Source organism: Nocardioides sp. B129/18 (genome assembly GCF_055282735.1).
In genome coordinates, this window is sequence record NZ_JBUZJI010000001.1 from 126,084 (window position 1) to 143,737 (window position 17,654).

Sequence of the window (17,654 nt, forward strand, 5' to 3'; positions counted from 1 at the left end):
TCCGGCGACGCAGCGCCGAGGCGGGCGGTGCTCGTCAGCGGCAGGCGACCGGCCGGTCGGCGGAGCGGACGGCGAAGCACCACTCGCCGAGGACGCGCGGCACCAGGTGGGGCTTCGCGGCCCTCGTGACGCGCCACTCGACGACGCGGTTGCGATCAGCGGAGCTCTCCGGCGTGCTGCTCGCATGGGGTGCGCGGCGGGTGTAGAGCCCCTCGCCCCCGACCCCGATCCAGGAGCGGAAGGCGCGGTAGGAGGCGTCCCAGCCGCTGCCGGGGCCCCCGCCGTAGAGGGGCTCGGCCTCCACGAGGCGGCTGCCCCGCCGGACGTAGACCGTCCACCGGGTGGAGTCGCCGCCCTCCTGCGTGAGCACGATCGCCCGACCGGCAGCGCCCTGGGGGACCGTCTGCTTGAAGGCCTCGACGCTCTCGCCGGGCGCCTTGAGGACGACGCGGGCCGTCCCGGTCGGCGTCCGCTCCTTGAGCACGTAGCGGCCGTGCACACGGTCGAGCGACACCACGATGCCGGTGCCGGGCACTCCGAAGGAGCCGCCCGGATGCGCCATCCGGTCGAGCTCTCTGCCAGGGGGCAGCGTCGACGGGTCGCCCGAGACGGGCCTCGCCTGGTGCGCGGACGAGGACGGCCGGGCCTCGGCGGGCCCGACGCCACCGGCGACGAGCGAGCCCAGGGAGCCGAGCGACACGGCGAGGGCGCCCGCGAGGGCGAGAGGGCGAGCAGGTCGTGCGGTGAGCGCGTTCATGAGGGGTCTCCTTCGGGAGGCGGGACGCGGCTCAGCGGCAGGCGACGGCGCGGTTCGCGCCCGTGGTGCTGTCGAAGCACCAGCCGCCGAGGACGGTCGGCACCAGGTGCGGCTGGTCAGCGGCGGTCAGGCGCCACTGCACGACGCGGTAGCGGTCGGCCGTGCCGTCGGCCGCGCCGTAGCCGGAGTAGCGCCGGGTGAACAGGCCCTCCCCCTGGGAGCCGAACCACGAGCGGTACGGGTGGCTTCTCACGTCGAAGCCGCTGCCGGGGGCGCTGCCGTAGCGCGGCGGGGCCTCGACCAGGCGGGCCCCGCGGCGGACGTAGGCGATCCACTCCGTGTAGTCGCCGCCCTCCCGGGCGATGAGGATGGCACGACCGGCACGACCCTGGGGGAGGGTCTGCTTGATCGCGCGGACGTCGTCCTCCCCGGCGCTGAAGACGACCTTGGCGGTGCCTCCTTCAGGACGTAGCGTCCGTGCACCTTGTCGAGGGAGACCAGGATCCCGGTGCCCGGCACGCCGAAGGAGGCGCCGGGACGGATCATCGGCTCGCTGTAGCGCCCCGACGGCAGCGTGGGGGGATGGCCCGGAACGGGCTTGGCGACGTGCGCCGAGGACGCGGCCGGCTGGGCCTCGGCGGCGCCGACGACACCGCCGGCGACGAGCGAGCCGAGGGACGCGGTGAGGGCGCCGGCGAGGGCGACGCGACGGGTCAGGGCGTGCGAGCGGGGGGTGCGTCGAGCGTTCAAGGGGGGTCTCCCGAGGTCCGGGCGGCCGGGTCGGCCGCGTCTGCCCAGGGAGACGCGCAGGAGCGCGAGAAGTTGCGACTACCGGGCCGGACGGGCCGCGGAGATCGCCTCCTCCTCCTCGGGGGAGAGCTGCTGCTCGCAGCGCCAGCCGACGACGCTCTTGGCGTAGCTGCGGGCGTCGGAGCGGCCGTGGATGGAGGTGAGGACGACGCCGTTGCCGCCGTCGTCGAGCAGCGCGAGGCTCCAGGAGAGGTGGCCGCCCATGTCGCCGAACGCGTCGTAGCGGACGACCGCGAGGTGGCGCAGGGCGTCGCGGGCCTCGGCGCGCAGCGCCGCGACCTCCTGCCGCAGGCCCAGGACGTCCTCGGGCAGCGCGTCGCCGCCGACCTGGGGCGGCGCGGGACGGGCGCCGCGCAGCGCGAGCACCCCGACCCCGAGCGCGACGAGGGCCACCACCAGCGTGAGCACGACCAGGACCACCACGGCGTTCAACCTAGACTGCGCGGGTGCCGGATCAGCGACGCATCGCCTACCAGGGCGAGCCGGGGGCCAACTCCCACATCGTGTGCCAGGAGCAGTACCCCGACTGGGAGGCGGTGCCCTGCGCGTCCTTCGAGGACGTCTTCGCGGCGGTGGAGTCCGGCGACGCGGAGCTGGCGATGATCCCCATCGACAACAGCCTCGCGGGCCGGGTGGCCGACATCCACCACTTCCTGCCGCGCTCCTCGCTGCACATCGTCGCCGAGCACTTCCTGCGCATCCGCTTCCACCTGATGGCGCCGCCGGGAGCGACGCTGGCCGGCATCCGCACCGTGCACAGCCACGTGCACGCGCTGGGGCAGTGCCGCAAGGTGATCCGCGAGCACGGGCTGACGCCGATCATCTCCGGCGACACCGCCGGCGCGGCCCGCGAGGTCGCCGAGGCGAAGGACCTCACCCAGGCCGCGATCTCGCCGCCTCTGGCGGCGTCGATCTACGGGCTCGACGTGCTGGCCGAGGACGTCGAGGACGAGGACCACAACACGACGCGGTTCGTCGTCCTCTCCCCCGAGCTGCGCGAGGCGCCGGTGGGCGACGGCCCGGTGGTCACCTCGTTCATCTTCAACGTGCGCAACCTGCCCGCCGCGCTCTACAAGGCGCTCGGCGGCTTCGCCACCAACGGCGTCAACATGACCAAGCTGGAGAGCTACATGGTCGGCGGCCAGTTCACCGCCACCCAGTTCCTCGCCGAGGTCGACGGCCACCCCGAGGAGCCCGGCCTGCGCCGCGCCCTGGAGGAGCTGTCGTTCTTCACCACCGAGGTGAAGATCCTCGGCGTCTACCCCGCCGACCCGTTCCGAGCCAGGAGCTGACGTGGACCTCGCCGCCCTGGCGCTCACCTTCGGCGCGATCTTCGTCGTCGAGCTGCCCGACAAGACCTTCCTCGCGACGCTGGTGCTCTCCACCCGCTACCGCCCGATCCTGGTGTGGATCGGCGTCGGGCTGGCCTTCGCGGTGCAGACCACCGTGGCGGTGCTGCTCGGCCACGCCGCGTCCTTCCTGCCAGACGAGGTCGTGAAGGGCGTCGCGGCCGCGATGTTCCTCATCGGCGCCGTGCTGCTGCTGCGCGAGGCGCGCTCCGCGCAGGACGACGACGAGGGCGAGGAGCTCGCGGCCAAGGCGCAGGAGGCCCACGGCCTCAAGGCGATCCTCGCCTCGTTCCTGGTGCTCTTCGCCGCCGAGTGGGGCGACCTCTCCCAGCTGCTCACGATCGCGCTGGTGGCGCGGTACGAGGCGCCGGTGTCGGTGTTCGTCGGCGCGCTCGCGGCGCTGCTGACCGTGAGCGGGCTGGCGGTCATCGCCGGCCGCTGGCTCTCGGCCAAGGTGCCGCTGCACCGGCTGATGTACGGCGGCTCGGCGGTGTGCCTCGTCCTGGGCCTGGTGACCCTCGTCGAGCTGACCGCCTGAGGCCTCGCTGACACGCGCGAGGAGCCACCCCTAGGCTCAGCCCATGGCCGAGCAGACCAGCGCGCAGCAGCCCCGCACCCACTACGCCGACAGCGAGGTCGGCCGGCTGCGCACCGTCATGCTGCACCGGCCCGGCGACGAGCTGAAGCGCCTGACGCCGCGCAACAACGACCGGCTGCTCTTCGACGGCCTGCCCTGGGTCGCGCGGGCCCAGGACGAGCACGACGCCTTCGCGCAGGCCCTGCGCGACCACGACGTCGAGGTGCTCTACCTGACCGAGCTGCTCACCGAGACCCTCGCCTCGGAGCAGGCGCGGCTGCGGGCCATCACGACCTCGCTGGCCGGCCTGCACCTCGGCGACACCCTGCGCGCCTACCTCGCCCGGTTCCTCGCCGACGCGACCCCCGAGGAGCTCACCGCCCACCTCACCACCGGCATCCGCAACGACGAGGTGCGCGGGGGCCACGGCCTGGTCACCTCGCTGCTCGACCCGCACGACTTCCTCATCGACCCCCTGCCGAACCTGCTCTTCACGCGCGACTCCAGCGTGTGGGTGCGCGACCGCGTCGCCGTCACGTCGCTGGCGATGCCGGCCCGGGCGCGCGAGACCCAGCTCACCGAGCTGATCTACACCGAGCACCCGCGCTTCGCGGGCACCCGCCGCATCCACGGCTGGCAGTCCGAGCACGTCGAGGGCGGCGACGTCCTGCTGCTCGCGCCGGGCGTCATCGCCGTCGGCGTGGGCGAGCGGACGACGCCCGCCGGCGTCGAGCGGTTCGCCCGGCAGGTCTTCCACGCGAGCCTGGCGCACACGGTGCTCGCGGTGCCGATCGCCCAGGAGCGCGCGACGATGCACCTCGACACCATCGCCACGCTCGTCGACGTCGACCAGATCGTCATGTACCCCAACGTCGCCGACACCCTGGTGGCCCACGCGGTCACCCTGGCCTCCGCCCCCGGCGACCCCGACCTCGTGCTCGAGGTCGCCCCGGCGCGGCCGTTCCTGGAGGCGGCCGCCGAGGCGATGGGCATCGACGCCCTGCGCCGCATCGACACCGGACTGGACCCCGTCACCGCCGAGCGCGAGCAGTGGGACGACGGCAACAACACCCTCGCCCTGGCGCCGAAGGTCGCGGTGGCCTACGAGCGCAACGACGGCACCAACGACCGCCTCGAGGCCGCCGGCATCGAGGTCGTCCGCATCGCCGGCAGCGAGCTCGGCTCGGGTCGCGGCGGCCCGCGATGCATGAGCTGCCCCGTCGAGCGCGACCCGCTGCCCGGCTCCTGACCATCCGCCGACCACCCGCCGACCACCCGGTCGGTGCACGCCCGTCCACCCAGCGGCGGGGATGCTTTACAGCGGGGTCCGCAACGGCGAGACTCCGCGCAGCCCCACCCTTCCCGCAAGCCCCTCGAAAGGCGTTGGCATGGCCGACTCGTTCTTCAGCATGTTCACCCCCGCCGAGATCGCCAAGATCAGCGCGGCCGGAACGCGGGTGACCCTGCCCGAGGGCTGGTCGCCCATCTGGGAGAGCACCCCGGCCGACAAGGCCTACGTCATCCTCTCCGGCACCGTCTCGGTGCGCCACCACGGCGAGGAGATCGCCCAGCTCGGCGAGGGCGACATCATGGGCGAGGCCGCGCTGGTGCGCCGCTCGCTGCGCACCGCGAGCATCGTCGCGCTGACGCCGCTGGAGCTGATCCACTTCACCGACGAGGCCATCAAGAAGCTCAGCGTCGAGATGCCCCGCTTCCAGGAGGCCCTCGAGGCCGTCGCCGCCGAGCGCTTCGCCGAGAACGGCTGACGCGGCACCCGTCCTGGAAGGGGTCGTGGTGACCCAGGAGCCGTCCGCGGGTGCCGCGGACGCCGTCGAGGAGCTGCTGCTCGGACAGCGGCCCCACCTGACGCGCGCCCAGGTCGCGGAGGCCGCCGGCATGCCGCTGGAGGCCACCACCGAGCTGTGGCGCCAGCTCGGCTTCCCGCACGCCGAGGACGACGACGTCGCGTTCACCGACGCCGACGTCGACGCGCTGCGGCTGGCCCATGAGCTGATGGCGCTCGGCATCCTCGGCGAGGACTCCCAGGCGGCGCTGGTGCGCACCTGGGGCCGGGCCTTCGCGCGGCTCGCCGAGTGGCAGACCACCCTGCTGGCCCGGGTGGCCGGGCAGGTGCCGGGCGCCAACCCCGCCGAGCAGCTGGCCCTGCTCACCGCCGAGGTGGTGCCCCGCGTCGAGGAGCTGCAGTCCTACGCCTGGCGTCGTCACCTGGCGAGCGCCGGCAACCGGCTGCTGGCCGCCGACGACCCCGCCGCCGCCACGCAGCGGCTCGCGGTCGGGTTCGTCGACATCGTCGGGTTCACCTCGCGCAGCAAGGCGCTCGACGACACCGACCTCGTCGACTGGATCGAGGGCTTCGAGGACACCGCGTCCGGGCTGGTGCTCGACCACGGCGGTCGCGTCATCAAGACCATCGGCGACGAGGTGCTCTACGTCGCCGACGACCTCGTCGCGGCCGTCGAGATCGCGCTGGAGATGACCTCGCGCGGCGAGGACGAGGACGATCCCTTCCCCGCGGTGCGAGCGGGCCTGGCCTGGGGCGACGTCGTCCCCCGGCTCGGCGACGTCTTCGGACCCACCGTGAACATCGCGGCCCGGCTGACGTCGGTGGCCCGGCCGGGCACCGTGCTGCTCGACGCCGTCGCCCACGAGCAGCTCGACCCGCGTCGGCCCTCGGAGCAGGACGACGACGACGACGCCGACCCGCCCACCACCGCCTACCGGTTCCGGCGGGTGCCGCGGGTGTCGGTCAAGGGCTACTCACGGCTCGAGCCGTGGGTGGTGCGTCGAGCCCTCTGACCCCCCGAGGGATCAGCAGGGTCAGCGGATCGTGACCTGGCGGTTGGCCAGGCCGCTGCGCGCCGAGCGCTCCTCGGAGGTCAGCGGCTCCTCGGCGGCGAGGGCCTCGGCCAGCGCCTCGGCGAAGGCGGCGGCGGGCTCCTCGATGGCCTCGGGCCCGGTGCCGAGCGGCAGGTCCCACACCGGCGTCAGCAGGCCGTGCGCGCGGAACATGCCGACGAGGCGGCCGTCGGGCACGAGGGTGTCGCGGCCGGCGGCGTGCAGGCGGGCGAGGGCGTCGAGGACGGCGTCCTCGGGCTGGGGCAGCACCCAGCGCAGGTGCTCCTTGGTGCCCACGTTGGTCCAGTAGCCGGCCTCGATGCTGGTGAGGCGGGCGGTCGGGTAGGCGGCGTCGTCGGCCTGCTCGAGGGCGGCGGCGAGCTCGGCGCTCTCCTCGAGGTCGGCGATCCAGTACTGGAAGCCCTCGTGGACGGTGACCTCGAGCGGGGCGTCGGTGACGACGAGGTCCTGCAGGCGCGGGCCCTCGCCGGGGGCGCTGGTGAGGCCGACGATGCCCGGCTCGGAGGCGAGCGCGCGCTCGAGGACGGCGCCGAGGTCGCGGGAGGGGTCGCCGAAGTGGTGCTGCACCTGCAGGCCGAGCCAGATCGCGCCGGACTCGCGCACCAGGGCCGGGGCGGCGCCGGGCAGCAGGGAGGCCAGCAGGATCGAGCGGTCCTCGCGCTCGGGCGCGACGCCGTCGGCCAGGGTGAGGGTGGCGGTGGCCGCGGGCACCAGCTCGCGCAGCGCGACGACGTCGCACTCACCGGGCAGGCCCTCGAAGGGGCGGCTCACGAACACCGGGACGGCCCCGCCGGGGGCGCCGTGGCAGGCCTTGTAGCGGCGTCCCGAGCCGCAGGGGCAGGGCTGACGGGGACCGACCTCGCCGGGGGCGGGTGCGGACTCGCGGGCCTTGACTCGGGACTTCTTCGCCATGCCCCGGACCCTAGTGGACCGGTGCGCGGGGAGGAGGACGGCCCTAGGCGTCGGCCTGGGCCTCGAGCAGTCCGAGGACGTAGGCGGGGCGGTCGCTGATGACCGCCCGGACCCCGAGCTCCTGGCACAGGGCGAGGTCCTCGGGGGTGTTCACGGTCCAGACGTGCACGTCGTGGCCCGCGCGCACGATCCGCTCCGCGGTGCGTGGGTGCTCGCGCAGCAGCGAGATGCCGGGCCCGATGATCCACGAGCGGCCGACGACGCGGCTGAGCATCGGCCAGGAGCGCGCGTGCTCCATGAGCATCACCAGCGGGACGTCCGGCGCGATCCGCTCCACCCGCTGCAGCGCGGTGTAGGAGAAGCTCATGACGCGGGCCGGCGAGCCGGGGCTGGTCCAGCCGAAGTCCTCGAGCAGGTCGACGACGCGGCGCTCGACCAGGCCGCCGTAGCGGGTGGGGTGCTTGGTCTCGATGGCGATCTCGACGCGACGGTCGTAGTCGGCGACGACCTCGCAGAGCTTGCGCAGCGTGAGGACGGTGTCGAGGGTCTCGTCGCGGTCGGGCCGCTCGTCGTCGAGGTCGGCCCAGGGGTGCTTCCACGCGGCGAAGTCGAGCTCGGCGAGCTCGGCGAGGTCCATCGTCGAGACGACGCCGCGGTTGCTGGCGATGCGCCGCAGGTCGCGGTCGTGCACGCAGACGAGGTGGCCGTCGGCGGTGAGCCGGACGTCGCACTCCAGGCCCTCGGCGCCCGCCTCGAGGGCGGCGACGTACGCGCCCAGCGTGTGCTCGGCGTGATCGTGACTCGCGCCGCGATGGGCGAGGACCTGCGGCCGCATGGCGCCATTGTGGCCGCACGCGGCCGTGCGCGTCCTCGCGACCCGCGAGGCCGGGCCTGTGATGCTGACCCCGTGACCCGTCCGGCGACCGATCTCGTCCTGGCTCCCGCCGACCTCGACGACCCCGCGCTCGCGGCCTTCCTGCAGGCCCACCTCGACGACATGGAGCCCACCGCTCCGCCCGAGAGCAGGCACGCGCTCGACCTGGACGGGCTGCGCGCGCCCGGCATCCGGCTGTGGGCGGCCCACCTGGCGGACGGCGGACCGCTCGTGGGCACCGTGGCCCTGGCTCCGGTGGAGCCGGGCCAGCCCGCCCACGAGGAGCTCAAGAGCATGCGCACCGAGCCGGCGATGCGAGGACGCGGCGTCGCGTCGGCCCTGCTGCGGCTCGCGCTCGACGACGCCCGCGCGCGGGGCGTGCGGCGGGTCTCCCTCGAGACCGGCGCGATGGCGTTCTTCGAGCCGGCGCGGGCGCTCTACCGCCGGCACGGGTTCGTCGACACCGCCCCGTTCGGGCGCTACGTCGAGGACCCGCTCAGCGTGTTCCTGACGCGGGACCTCTCCCCCGCCGACTCCCCCGCCGACATCCCCGCCGACTCCTAGATCGGCCGGTTGCCCTTCGCGAGGTCGCTGCCGGCCAGGAGGAGCCACCAGCCGCCCAGGATCAGGCCGATCGCGGCCGCGAGCGCGAGTCCGCCACCGGCCACGCCGGACTCCGAGAGCAGAGCTACCGCCGCGAACAGGATCAGCGGCGCCGCGAGGACCATCAGCGCGACGCCGATCGCGCGCACCGCGCTGCCGGCGACCCGCACGGTCGCCTCCTCCGAGGCCTGCAGGTGGCGCAGCGTGGCCGCCTGGTCGTCCATGGTCCCTCCCGAGGGTCGCGCCGATCCGACGCGCGTCAGTCGGCGTGCTCGCGAAGATAGCGCCCGAAGTGGGGCACCGTGAAGGCGATCCGACCGCGCTCGCCGGAGTAGATCAGGCCCTTCTTGAGCAGGGCGTCGCGCGCCGGGGAGAGCGACTGCGGCTTCTTCCCGAGCACCGCGGCGACGTCGGCGGTGGCGACGGCGCCCACGGGGTCGCTGCCGAGCTCGGCGGCGGCGTCGGCCATCGCCCGCAGGTAGTCGCGCTCGGCCGGCGTCGCGCGCTCGTACCGGGAGCCGAAGAAGCCGACCGCGAGCTCGCGCTGGGCCTCGGGCACCGCGACGGCGACGTCGTCGGCGGTGATGGGCGAGCGGGGCGCGAGGTCCCAGACCGCCTTGCCGTAGGCCTGGATGAAGTAGGGGTAGCCGCCGGTGACCTCGTGCATCGCGGCGAGCGCGTCGTCGGTGAAGGCGGCGTCCTCCTCCGCGGCGGGGCTGGCCAGCGCGCGGTCGCCGGCCTCGCGGGAGAGCCGGTCGATGCGGCGGTAGGAGAAGAGCCGCTCGGAGTAGGACTTGCTCGCCGAGAGCACGGCCGGCAGGTGCGGCAGGCCCGCGCCGACGACGATGACCGGCAGGCCGCTCTGGCTCAGCTCATGGCAGGCCGCGCACAGGGCGGAGACGTCGGCGGGGCCGAGGTCCTGCATCTCGTCGACGAAGACCGCCACCCCGCGGCCGACGTCGGCGGCCAGGCCCCCGACGTCGGAGAGCAGCTCGACGAGGTCGATCTCGATGTCGCCGGAGTCGGCGCGGCCGCGCACCGCGGGGGCGTCGATGCCGACGCTCCAGCGCTCCTTGAGCCGCGCGGACGGGCCGGCGTCGCGCTCGGCGAAGGAGCGCAGGACGCCGAGCACGTGCTCGGCCTGCTCGGCCTCGGGGTGTGCGACCCCGCGCCTGGTGCAGCGCCCCGGCCAGCGGGCGGCGCAGGCCCTGCTCGGGCCGCGCCTCGAGCTTGCCGGTGCCCCACGAGCGACGCACCGCTGCGGAGCGCAGCGCGTTGAGGAGCACCGTCTTGCCGACCCCGCGCAGGCCGGTGAGCACCAGGGAGCGCTCCGGGCGTCCGCGGGCGACGCGCTCGAGCACGACGTCGAAGGCCGCGAGCTCCTCGTCGCGACCGGCGAGCTCGGGCGGACGCTGGCCCGCGCCGGGGGCGTACGGGTTGCGGATCGGGTCCATGATCGGACGCTATCGGGATGTCTAGTCGATTCCCTAGAGACACGCAGAGAAGGGCATCGACGACCCGATCGGGGCTCGGGGGCGACCGCTCGACCCTGCCGATCGACCGCTCGTCGGCCGGGTGCGACCGCTCGTCGCGGGAATGATGATCGATCCCACAGGCCGGACAGGCGGCCGGATCGGTCTGCCTACGGTGGATGGACCCCCCTCTTCGAAGGAGATCTCGGTGATCCTCGACCAGCCGCCCGCGCCTGCGCCCGGGCCCTCGGGGAGCGGCGATCCGTCCGCTCCCGACCGCACCTCCCGTCCCTCGCCGGCCGCCCGGCTGCAGGGCTGGGTCCGTCACGACGCCCGGTTCGACGTGCCGGCGTCCCTCGTCGTCTTCCTCGTCGCGATCCCGCTCTCGCTGGGCATCGCGGTGGCCTCCGACGCCCCCGTCACCGCCGGCCTCATCGCCGCCGCGGTCGGCGGCATCCTCGCCGGTGCGCTCCGCGGGGCGCCGCTGCAGGTGAGCGGTCCGGCGGCCGGCCTCACCGTCGTGGTGGCCGAGACCGTCGCGGAGTTCGGCTGGGAGGCGACCTGCGCCATCACCGCGGCGGCCGGCCTGGTCCAGCTGCTGCTCGGCGCCACCCGCCTGGGCCGCTACGCCCTGGCCATCAGCCCCACCGTCGTGACGGCGATGCTCGCCGGCATCGGCGTCTCGATCGTGCTCGGCCAGCTCAACGTCGCCCTCGGCTCCGGGTCGCAGCCCTCGGCCTGGGAGAACATCCAGGGCATCGGCTCGGCGCTGACGCGCGCCGAGCCGCACGCCGTGCTCGCCGCGCTCGGCGTCATCGCGATCCTGCTGGCCTGGCCGCGGCTGCCGAAGCGGATGCGGGTGGTGCCGGGCCAGCTCGTCGCGGTCGTCTCCATCACCGTCCTGGCCGCCGCCTGGCTGCCCGGCGCCACGCGCGTCGACCTCGGCGGCGACCTCCTCGCCGAGATCGGCAGCGTCGCGCTGCCCGAGGGCACCCCGCTGGCCATCGCCGGCGCCGTGCTGACGATGGCGCTCATCGCCTCGGTGGAGTCGCTGCTCTCCGCGGTGGCCATCGACCGCCTCCACGACGGCCCCCGCGCCCGTCTCGATCGCGAGCTCATCGGCCAGGGCGTCGCCAACACCGCCTCCGGCGCGCTCGGCGGCCTGCCCGTCACCGGCGTCATCGTGCGCTCCTCGGCCAACGTCGCGGCCGGCGCCCGCACCCGGGCCTCGGCGATCCTGCACGGCGTCTGGGTGCTGATCTTCGCCCTCGTGCTCGTCGGCCTCGTCGAGCAGATCCCGCTGGCCGCGCTGGCCGGCCTGCTCATCGTGATGGGCGTCAACCTCGTCAAGCCCGCCGACATCCGCCAGGCCCGCAGCCGCGGCGAGCTGTGGATCTGGGTGCTGACGATCGGCGGCGTGCTCGCCCTCAACCTCATCGAGGGCGTCCTGCTCGGCCTGCTCGGCGCGCTCGCGCTCACCCTGTGGCGCGTCACCCGCGTGCACGTCGACGTGCGCCGCACCGGCGACGCGGCCGACGGCCGCCAGCTGTGGGTGGCCGAGGTGCGCGGCAGCCTGTCGTTCCTCGCCACTCCGATCATCGTGCCGCGGCTCGCGGCGATCCCCGAGGGCCAGGTCGTCGAGATCGACCTGCTCGTGGACTACCTCGACCCCTCGGGACGCGACCAGGTGCAGGACTGGGCCGACCGCTACACCGCACGCGGCGGCCAGGCGATCGTCGAGCACTCCGGCCCCGACGGCGAGGACGCCGCCGCCGACCGGCCGCGCAAGGCCGAGCCGCTCTCCGCCCGCGCGCTGCTGCCCTGGGGCCGCTGGCAGAACGGCGGCGCCGAGCTCGGCGTCCCGACCCCGGCGCACCCGCTGGCCGTCGGCGTCCGCGAGTACCACCGGCGCACGTCCTCGACCCTGCAGCCGGTCTACGACGAGCTCGCCGGCGGGCAGTCGCCCAGGACCCTGTTCCTCTGCTGCGTCGACAGCCGCCTGGTGCCCAACGTCATGACCAGCAGCGGCCCCGGCGACCTGTTCACCGTGCGCACCATGGGCAACCTGACGCCCGCGCCCGGCCCCGACGACGATGGCTCGGTGTCCGCGCCGCTGCTCTTCGGCGTCGACTCCCTCGGCATCGGCACCGTCGTCGTGTGCGGCCACTCCGGCTGCGGCGCGATGGCCGCGGCCGTCGCCGGCGGCGCGCCCGAAGGCCCCATCGAGGCGTGGCTGACCCACGCCGAGGAGGCCCGCACCGCCTGGGGCACCGGCCACCCCGTCGGCGTCGCCGCCGCCGAGGCCGGGCTCTCCGAGGCCGACCAGCTGGCGCAGGTCAACGTCGCCATCACCCTCGAGCGGCTGCGCGGCACCCTCGGCAACCGCGACGTCGAGCTCGTCGGGCTGTTCTTCCGCGTCGACGACGGCAGCCTGCACCTGCTCGACGGCGAGCGGTTCGTCCCGCTCGCCGACGCCGAGCTCGCCGCGCTGGCGCACCTCCCCGAGGTGAGCCACGCGCACTGACCGGCTCACTACAGTGGGCGTGTGCCCGAGCTGCCCGAGGTGGAGGCGCTGGCCCAGGACCTCACCGGCCGGCTCTCCGGACGCGCGATCGCCAAGCTGCACTTCGCCGCGTTCAGCGCCCTCAAGACCGTCGACCCGCCCCCCTCCGCGCTGGAGGGGGCGCTGGTCGACGGCGTCGGCCGGCACGGGAAGTTCCTCGACCTCGAGGCCTCCGGCGTCCACCTCGTCCTGCACCTGGCGCGCGCCGGCTGGGTGCGGTGGCGCGAGGAGGTGCCGACGATCCCGCCCAAGCCCAGCTCGAAGTCGACCCTCGCCCTGCGCGTCGTGCTCGACGACGGCTCCGGCCTCGACGTCACCGAGGCCGGCACCCGCAAGAGCCTGGCCGCCTACGTCGTCCGCGACCCTCAGGACGTGCCCGGCATCGCCTCGCTCGGCCCCGACCCGCTCACCGACGACTTCACCCGCGACCGGCTCGCCGGCATCCTCGCCGCCGAGGGCCGCAAGCAGCTCAAGGGCGTCCTGCGGCACCAGGGCACCATCGCCGGCATCGGCAACGCCTACTCCGACGAGATCCTCCACGCCGCCCGCATGTCGCCGTTCAAGCCCGCCGACTCCCTCTCCGAGGCCGAGCTCGCCACCCTCTACGACGCCCTGCGCGAGACCCTCGGCGCCGCCGTCGACCGCTCCCGCGGCCTGGCCGCCAGCGAGCTCAAGGGCGAGAAGAAGTCGAACCTCGCCGTCCACGGCCGCACCGGCCAGGCCTGCCCCGTGTGCGGCGACCTCGTCCGCGAGGTGTCCTTCGCCGACTCCAGCCTGCAGTACTGCGCCACCTGCCAGACCGGCGGGAAGCCGCTGGCTGATCGTCGGATGAGTCGGCTGCTGAAGTAGGGGCGAGTTCTGAGAAGTTCCCCGGCTGACCGGGGAACTTCTCGTTGGTCAGGGAAACTTGGGGGCCCTGACGCCCAACTTCCCCTGACCAATCGCGTGGTGGTCCACAGCCTGGGGACGAGGAGGAGGTCGCTCAGGCGGGCGTCCAGGCGAGGACGGCGTCGCGCAGCTCGGCGACAGGCGCCGCCGCGTCGAGGCGCAGCACGGGCTGACGCAGCCCGGCGAGCCACTCCTCATGACGCCGGCGGCTGCGGCCGTCGAAGCCGGGGTCGTCGTAGCCGCGGGCCCAGTCGAGGAACGCGGCCCACGCCTCGGGGTCGGGACGCTGGCCCTCGCGACGACGCACCTCGCGGTCCTCAAGGCGGCGCATCCGCTCGTCGGGGTCCAGCGTCAGGAAGACGACGGCGTCGCACTCGGCGACGACCTCCTCGCCCCAGCCCGACATCGCGCCGGCGAGCACCCACGCCTCGCGGGGGACGAACACCTGGCGCATCAGCGCGACGCGCTCGGCCTCCGGCCGCTTGGTCGAGTACGGCGGGGAGGTGGGGAGCCAGAAGTAGTCGTCGGCGTCGGCGAAGGGCACCGACCAGTGGTCGGCCAGTGCGCGGCCGAGCGTCGAGGTGCCCGAGCCGCTCGCGCCGACGACGTGGACCCGAGAGCGCTCCATGGGCCCAGTCTGCCGGGCGAGCGACCGACGAGCGCCGCGGCTCAGGCCAGCGAGAGGAAGAGCTTCTCCATCTTCTTCACGTCGACGCCGTCGAGGCCGTCCTCGGAGGCGGCCAGGCACTGCTGGAGGCCAGTGGCGACGAGGGCGTAGCCGCTGCGCGCGATGGCCTTGTTGACGGCGGCGAGCTGGGTGAGGGCGTCCTCGCAGTCCGCGCCCTCCTCGAGCATCCGGATGACGGAGGCGAGGTGCCCGTGGGCGCGCTTCATGCGGGTGATGACGGGCTTGAGGTCGTCGGCGGGGAGCTCCATGGGTGTCCTCCGGTGCAGGTGCGGGGTGGCGTGCGAGGTCGGGCAGGTCGGGCGGCTCAGGCGAGGGCGTCGAGCAGGCCCAGCAGGCGCGTCCGGGCGTCGGCGGCGACCGTGGCGAGCGCGCCACCGCCGTCGGACCGACCGGTCATGGCGGTCATCGTGTCAGGGTCGAAGGCCTCGACGACGCAGGACCCGTCGTCGACGCTGCGGACCACGACGTTGCACGGCAGCATCGCGGCCACCGACGGGTCGGCCTGGAGCGCCTCGTAGGCCAGCTGCGGACGGCAGGCGCCGAGGATGATCTGGGGCGGCACCTCGACGCCGAGCTTGGCGCGGAGGGTGGCGGCGAGGTCGATCTCGGTGATGACGCCGAAGCCCTGCTCGACCAGGCCGGCGCGGACGGCGTCGACGAGCTCGGCGTAGGGACGCGCGACGGTGCGGCTCAGGGTGTAGGTCGTCTCCATGGGATCATCGTACAACCCCCTGGGGGGTTATGCGAGTCCTCGCGGCCGTCAGGCATGGCGGGCGCGACCGCGGGAAGACTGACCGACGTGATCCCCACCGTCTCGGTCGACCAGGTCCCCCAGCCTCTCCCCGACGGCCTCACCGTCCTCGACGTGCGCGAGCCGCTGGAATGGGCGCACGGGCACATCGAGGGAGCGCTCCACGTGCCGCTCGGCGAGCTCGTCGAGCGCGTCGGGGAGGTGCCCGACGGTCAGGTGCTCGTGGTCTGCAAGATCGGCGGGCGCTCCGCCCAGGCGACGGCCTACCTCACCGGCCTCGGGCACGACGCCGTCAACCTCGAGGGCGGCATGCTCGACTGGGCCGAGGCCGGACGCCCGATGGTCAGCGAGAACGGCGAGGGCCCGCGGGTCGTGTGACCCACGGGCCCCGGAGGCCGTGCGGGGAGCCCGTACGGGGAGGCCTGCGAGCAGCCCCGTGACGAGCCCCGCGTCAGTTCGCCGACGGGGACGCGGACGGCGACGCGACGCCGAGCTGGTCGGCGCAGGTGGTGGTGAGGTACTGCGAGAAGGCGAAGAGCTTGAGGGTCTGCTCCTCGCTCAGCGACTTGCCGAGCTTCTCGAGCTCGGCGCTGGTCTTGGAGTCGGAGATCGCCTTGACCATGAGGTCGTAGCCGCTCTTGGCGTCGGCGTCCATGCTCGACGGCGTGCCGACCTTGGCCAGCGTGGCGATCGCCTTCTTCTGCGCCGGGAGGTCCTCGGCGCCGGACTTCACGATCGTGGCGTAGGCGTCGCAGAACTTCTGCGCGTCCGCGGTGGTGGCCTTGGCCGAGCCGGACGCGGAGGCCGCGGCCGACGGCGCCGCACCGGTCGTCGCCGAGGAGTCGGCCGAGGGCGTGCTGGAGGCGTCGGCCTGGTCGCCACCGCCCCCGCAGGCGGAGAGCGCGCCGGCGAGCAGCAGGGCTCCGGTGGCGAGGGCGAGGGTGGGACGGCGGGTCATGCGTGGCTCCCCTTCGGGATCGAGGTCATCGAGCGTCCGGCTCGCCGCGCGCGGCGAACGGACTCGGCAACGGTAGGTCAAGAGCCTGAGAGAGGCGTGTGAGGTACGTGGCGCGGTCGACCTCGACGACGCCGAGCGAGGCGAGGTGGTCGGTGCGCCACTGGACGTCGAGCACGCGAGCCTCGGCGTGCTCGTCGCGCAGCGCCTCGACCAACCCCACGAGCGCGGCCTTGGAGGCGTCGCGCCGCCGGTGGAACATCGACTCCCCCGCGAAGAGGCCGCCGATCGCCAGGCCGTAGAGCCCGCCGGCGAGCTCGCCGTCGTGCCAGGCCTCGACCGAGTGCGCCCAGCCGAGGTCGTGCAGACGGCGGTAGGCGCGCACGACGTCGTCGTCGATCCAGGAGCCGTCGCGCGAGGGATCGGCGCAGCCCTCGAGGACGGCGTCGAAGGCGGTGTCGATGCGGATGTCGTAGTCGCGCAGCGAGCGACGCAGCGAGCGCGAGACCCGCAGACCGTCCAGCGGCAGGACGCCGCGACGCACCGGCGACCACCAGCCCACCGCCGCCACCCGACGCCGGACGCCCCACGGCGGGTCGGCGGGCATCGGGAACAGGCCGCGGCGGTAGGCGGCCAGCACCGTCCCCGGCTCGAGATCGGCGCCCATCGCGACGAGGTCGTCCTCGGGGTCGAAGCGGTCGGGCGTGGGGAAGACCCACGTCGTCGGCTCCGGCTCGATGCCCATCCCCCGAACGTAGGGCACCGGGCCGACTCCGGGATCCGGGGGCCCGCGCTCCGTACGATCGAGGTGTCCGTCCGCCGAGCCTCGCAGGAGCGACCCCCATGAGCCCCCGCCGCAAGACCATCGCCGGCGCCGCCGCCCGCCGGCTGGCCCCGAAGGTCACCGACCTCGCCCCGGGCGCCACCTCGACGTTCGTGCGCGAGGCCCTGCACCGCGCGATCGTCGGCGTCGGTCCGCTGCCGCCGGCGGCCAAGGCCGCCGAGACCCAGCTGCGCGAGCAGGACGGCGACGTGAAGCGCGCCATCCACGAGGTCATCGAGAACCACGTGCGCTACGCGGGCGGCCAGGGGTTCCTCACCAACATCGGCGGCGTCGTCAGCGCCGCGGTCACCGTGCCGGCCAACCTCACGGGCCTCGCGCTCATCCAGTGCCGCATGGTCGCGGCCATCGCCCACCTGCGCGGCCACGACCTCTCCGACCCGCGGGTGCGCAACGCCGTCCTCACCGTGCTCATGGGCGAGGACACCGTCGACCGGCTCGTCAAGGACAAGGTGCTGCCCGCCGGCCCGGCCGGGCTCGCGACGGCCTCCTTCGCCGACCCCACCCTCGACCGCACCATCACCGGCCAGGTGGCCCAGGACCTCCTCACCCGCGTCGCCGGCAAGCGGCTGGCCGTCACCGTCGGACGCCGCGTGCCCGTCGTCGGCGGCGTCGTCGGCATGGGCGCCGACGGCTACGCCACCTGGAAGCTCGGCCGCTACGCCGAGCGGGTGCTGCCGCAGGTCTGAGCGCGGCGCGAGGCTCGTCCCGGCGGGTCGGCCAGCTTCATCGGCTGA

The 17,654-nt window shown here is 74.4% G+C and carries 22 protein-coding genes; 10 read left to right on the forward strand and 12 right to left on the reverse strand.

Going from position 1 to position 17,654, the window contains the following annotated elements; genetic code table 11:
• Positions 1 to 34: 34 nt before the first annotated feature.
• The 3 genes from ACZDWJ_RS00695 to ACZDWJ_RS00705 form a co-directional block, all read right to left on the reverse strand.
• Positions 35 to 757: a hypothetical protein gene (locus ACZDWJ_RS00695; RefSeq protein WP_463518985.1), complete on the reverse strand. Its 723-nt coding sequence runs from the start codon at positions 755 to 757 to the stop codon at positions 35 to 37.
• A 31-nt stretch (positions 758 to 788) separates the two neighbouring features.
• Positions 789 to 1,010: a hypothetical protein gene (locus tag ACZDWJ_RS00700; RefSeq protein WP_463518986.1), complete on the reverse strand. Its 222-nt coding sequence runs from the start codon at positions 1,008 to 1,010 to the stop codon at positions 789 to 791.
• A 575-nt stretch (positions 1,011 to 1,585) separates the two neighbouring features.
• Positions 1,586 to 1,990 carry a DUF4446 family protein gene (locus ACZDWJ_RS00705; RefSeq protein WP_463518987.1) on the reverse strand — a complete coding sequence of 135 codons (405 nt, stop codon included), beginning with the start codon at positions 1,988 to 1,990 and terminating at the stop codon, positions 1,586 to 1,588.
• Positions 1,991 to 2,013: 23 nt separating this feature from the next.
• On the opposite strand from ACZDWJ_RS00705, the gene ACZDWJ_RS00710 reads away from it, so the two are divergent.
• The 5 genes from ACZDWJ_RS00710 to ACZDWJ_RS00730 all read left to right on the forward strand — a co-directional run bounded on the left by ACZDWJ_RS00710 (position 2,014) and on the right by ACZDWJ_RS00730 (position 6,310).
• Entirely contained in the window at positions 2,014 to 2,859 is an 846-nt protein-coding gene (locus tag ACZDWJ_RS00710; RefSeq protein WP_463518988.1) for a prephenate dehydratase, read from the forward strand.
• Position 2,860: 1 nt separating this feature from the next.
• On the forward strand, positions 2,861 to 3,454 hold the full coding sequence (locus tag ACZDWJ_RS00715; RefSeq protein ID WP_463518989.1) for a TMEM165/GDT1 family protein: 594 nt from the start codon (positions 2,861 to 2,863) through the stop codon (positions 3,452 to 3,454).
• Positions 3,455 to 3,497: 43 nt separating this feature from the next.
• Entirely contained in the window at positions 3,498 to 4,742 is a 1,245-nt protein-coding gene (locus ACZDWJ_RS00720) for an arginine deiminase (protein ID WP_463518990.1), read from the forward strand.
• A gap of 139 nt (positions 4,743 to 4,881) precedes the next feature.
• Positions 4,882 to 5,259, forward strand: coding sequence for a Crp/Fnr family transcriptional regulator (locus tag ACZDWJ_RS00725; RefSeq protein ID WP_463518991.1), 378 nt, complete (start codon positions 4,882 to 4,884; stop codon positions 5,257 to 5,259).
• A gap of 28 nt (positions 5,260 to 5,287) precedes the next feature.
• Positions 5,288 to 6,310 (forward strand): adenylate/guanylate cyclase domain-containing protein, encoded by a 1,023-nt coding sequence (locus tag ACZDWJ_RS00730; protein WP_463518992.1) that lies wholly within the window; start codon positions 5,288 to 5,290, stop codon positions 6,308 to 6,310.
• Between the two features lie 21 nt (positions 6,311 to 6,331).
• Here ACZDWJ_RS00730 and ACZDWJ_RS00735 read toward each other — a convergent pair whose 3' ends face one another.
• A complete protein-coding gene (locus ACZDWJ_RS00735) occupies positions 6,332 to 7,282 on the reverse strand; it encodes a DUF5926 family protein (protein ID WP_463518993.1) in 951 nt (316 codons plus the stop codon).
• A 43-nt stretch (positions 7,283 to 7,325) separates the two neighbouring features.
• Positions 7,326 to 8,117 carry a glycerophosphodiester phosphodiesterase gene (locus ACZDWJ_RS00740; RefSeq protein WP_463518994.1) on the reverse strand — a complete coding sequence of 264 codons (792 nt, stop codon included), beginning with the start codon at positions 8,115 to 8,117 and terminating at the stop codon, positions 7,326 to 7,328.
• A 72-nt stretch (positions 8,118 to 8,189) separates the two neighbouring features.
• On the opposite strand from ACZDWJ_RS00740, the gene ACZDWJ_RS00745 reads away from it, so the two are divergent.
• Complete coding sequence (locus tag ACZDWJ_RS00745; RefSeq protein ID WP_463518995.1) at positions 8,190 to 8,720, forward strand: GNAT family N-acetyltransferase; 531 nt, start codon at positions 8,190 to 8,192, stop codon at positions 8,718 to 8,720.
• Here ACZDWJ_RS00745 and ACZDWJ_RS00750 read toward each other — a convergent pair.
• Together ACZDWJ_RS00750 and ACZDWJ_RS00755 are read right to left on the reverse strand one after the other, a co-directional pair.
• Complete coding sequence (locus ACZDWJ_RS00750) at positions 8,717 to 8,983, reverse strand: hypothetical protein (RefSeq protein WP_463518996.1); 267 nt, start codon at positions 8,981 to 8,983, stop codon at positions 8,717 to 8,719. The two genes, ACZDWJ_RS00745 and ACZDWJ_RS00750, sit on opposite strands and share 4 nt — an antisense overlap.
• Positions 8,984 to 9,631: 648 nt before the next feature.
• Entirely contained in the window at positions 9,632 to 10,213 is a 582-nt protein-coding gene (locus ACZDWJ_RS00755; protein WP_463518997.1) for an ATP-binding protein, read from the reverse strand.
• A gap of 226 nt (positions 10,214 to 10,439) precedes the next feature.
• On the opposite strand from ACZDWJ_RS00755, the gene ACZDWJ_RS00760 reads away from it, so the two are divergent.
• Complete coding sequence (locus ACZDWJ_RS00760; RefSeq protein ID WP_463518998.1) at positions 10,440 to 12,755, forward strand: SulP family inorganic anion transporter; 2,316 nt, start codon at positions 10,440 to 10,442, stop codon at positions 12,753 to 12,755.
• Positions 12,756 to 12,776: 21 nt separating this feature from the next.
• A complete protein-coding gene (locus ACZDWJ_RS00765) occupies positions 12,777 to 13,643 on the forward strand; it encodes an Fpg/Nei family DNA glycosylase (protein ID WP_463518999.1) in 867 nt (288 codons plus the stop codon).
• Between the two features lie 133 nt (positions 13,644 to 13,776).
• On the opposite strand, the gene ACZDWJ_RS00770 is transcribed toward ACZDWJ_RS00765, so the two are convergent.
• Genes ACZDWJ_RS00770 through ACZDWJ_RS00780 form a run of 3 tightly spaced genes read right to left on the reverse strand, consistent with a single transcriptional unit; the run spans position 13,777 to position 15,082 of the window.
• Positions 13,777 to 14,310: an AAA family ATPase gene (locus tag ACZDWJ_RS00770; protein ID WP_463519000.1), complete on the reverse strand. Its 534-nt coding sequence runs from the start codon at positions 14,308 to 14,310 to the stop codon at positions 13,777 to 13,779.
• Between the two features lie 41 nt (positions 14,311 to 14,351).
• Positions 14,352 to 14,618, reverse strand: coding sequence for a metal-sensitive transcriptional regulator (locus ACZDWJ_RS00775; RefSeq protein WP_463519001.1), 267 nt, complete (start codon positions 14,616 to 14,618; stop codon positions 14,352 to 14,354).
• Positions 14,619 to 14,674: 56 nt separating this feature from the next.
• Positions 14,675 to 15,082 carry a DUF302 domain-containing protein gene (locus ACZDWJ_RS00780; protein ID WP_463519002.1) on the reverse strand — a complete coding sequence of 136 codons (408 nt, stop codon included), beginning with the start codon at positions 15,080 to 15,082 and terminating at the stop codon, positions 14,675 to 14,677.
• An 87-nt stretch (positions 15,083 to 15,169) separates the two neighbouring features.
• Here ACZDWJ_RS00780 and ACZDWJ_RS00785 point away from each other — a divergent pair, with 87 nt between their 5' ends.
• Positions 15,170 to 15,499: a rhodanese-like domain-containing protein gene (locus ACZDWJ_RS00785; protein ID WP_463519003.1), complete on the forward strand. Its 330-nt coding sequence runs from the start codon at positions 15,170 to 15,172 to the stop codon at positions 15,497 to 15,499.
• A gap of 73 nt (positions 15,500 to 15,572) precedes the next feature.
• Here the strand turns inward: ACZDWJ_RS00785 and ACZDWJ_RS00790 are convergent, their stop codons facing one another.
• Positions 15,573 to 16,079, reverse strand: coding sequence for a hypothetical protein (locus ACZDWJ_RS00790; RefSeq protein ID WP_463519004.1), 507 nt, complete (start codon positions 16,077 to 16,079; stop codon positions 15,573 to 15,575).
• A gap of 25 nt (positions 16,080 to 16,104) precedes the next feature.
• Positions 16,105 to 16,821 carry a leucyl/phenylalanyl-tRNA--protein transferase gene (gene aat, locus ACZDWJ_RS00795; RefSeq protein WP_463519005.1) on the reverse strand — a complete coding sequence of 239 codons (717 nt, stop codon included), beginning with the start codon at positions 16,819 to 16,821 and terminating at the stop codon, positions 16,105 to 16,107.
• A 98-nt stretch (positions 16,822 to 16,919) separates the two neighbouring features.
• Here aat and ACZDWJ_RS00800 point away from each other — a divergent pair, with 98 nt between their 5' ends.
• On the forward strand, positions 16,920 to 17,606 hold the full coding sequence (locus ACZDWJ_RS00800) for an EcsC family protein (RefSeq protein WP_463519006.1): 687 nt from the start codon (positions 16,920 to 16,922) through the stop codon (positions 17,604 to 17,606).
• Positions 17,607 to 17,654: the final 48 nt, after the last annotated feature.

Bases quoted from the DNA above. Each gene is read 5' to 3' on its own strand.
- ACZDWJ_RS00725 (WP_463518991.1), top strand. From the start codon at position 4,882: ATGGCCGACTCGTTCTTCAGCATGTTCACCCCCGCCGAGATCGCCAAG.
- ACZDWJ_RS00775 (WP_463519001.1), bottom strand. From the start codon at position 14,618: ATGGAGCTCCCCGCCGACGACCTCAAGCCCGTCATCACCCGCATGAAG.
- ACZDWJ_RS00755 (WP_463518997.1), bottom strand. From the start codon at position 10,213: ATGGACCCGATCCGCAACCCGTACGCCCCCGGCGCGGGCCAGCGTCCG.
- ACZDWJ_RS00750 (WP_463518996.1), bottom strand. From the start codon at position 8,983: ATGGACGACCAGGCGGCCACGCTGCGCCACCTGCAGGCCTCGGAGGAG.
- ACZDWJ_RS00780 (WP_463519002.1), bottom strand. From the start codon at position 15,082: ATGGAGACGACCTACACCCTGAGCCGCACCGTCGCGCGTCCCTACGCC.
- ACZDWJ_RS00790 (WP_463519004.1), bottom strand. From the start codon at position 16,079: ATGACCCGCCGTCCCACCCTCGCCCTCGCCACCGGAGCCCTGCTGCTC.
- aat (WP_463519005.1), bottom strand. From the start codon at position 16,821: ATGGGCATCGAGCCGGAGCCGACGACGTGGGTCTTCCCCACGCCCGAC.
- ACZDWJ_RS00735 (WP_463518993.1), bottom strand. From the start codon at position 7,282: ATGGCGAAGAAGTCCCGAGTCAAGGCCCGCGAGTCCGCACCCGCCCCC.
- ACZDWJ_RS00740 (WP_463518994.1), bottom strand. From the start codon at position 8,117: ATGCGGCCGCAGGTCCTCGCCCATCGCGGCGCGAGTCACGATCACGCC.
- ACZDWJ_RS00720 (WP_463518990.1), top strand. From the start codon at position 3,498: ATGGCCGAGCAGACCAGCGCGCAGCAGCCCCGCACCCACTACGCCGAC.
- ACZDWJ_RS00770 (WP_463519000.1), bottom strand. From the start codon at position 14,310: ATGGAGCGCTCTCGGGTCCACGTCGTCGGCGCGAGCGGCTCGGGCACC.
- ACZDWJ_RS00800 (WP_463519006.1), top strand. From the start codon at position 16,920: ATGAGCCCCCGCCGCAAGACCATCGCCGGCGCCGCCGCCCGCCGGCTG.
- ACZDWJ_RS00695 (WP_463518985.1), bottom strand. From the start codon at position 757: ATGAACGCGCTCACCGCACGACCTGCTCGCCCTCTCGCCCTCGCGGGC.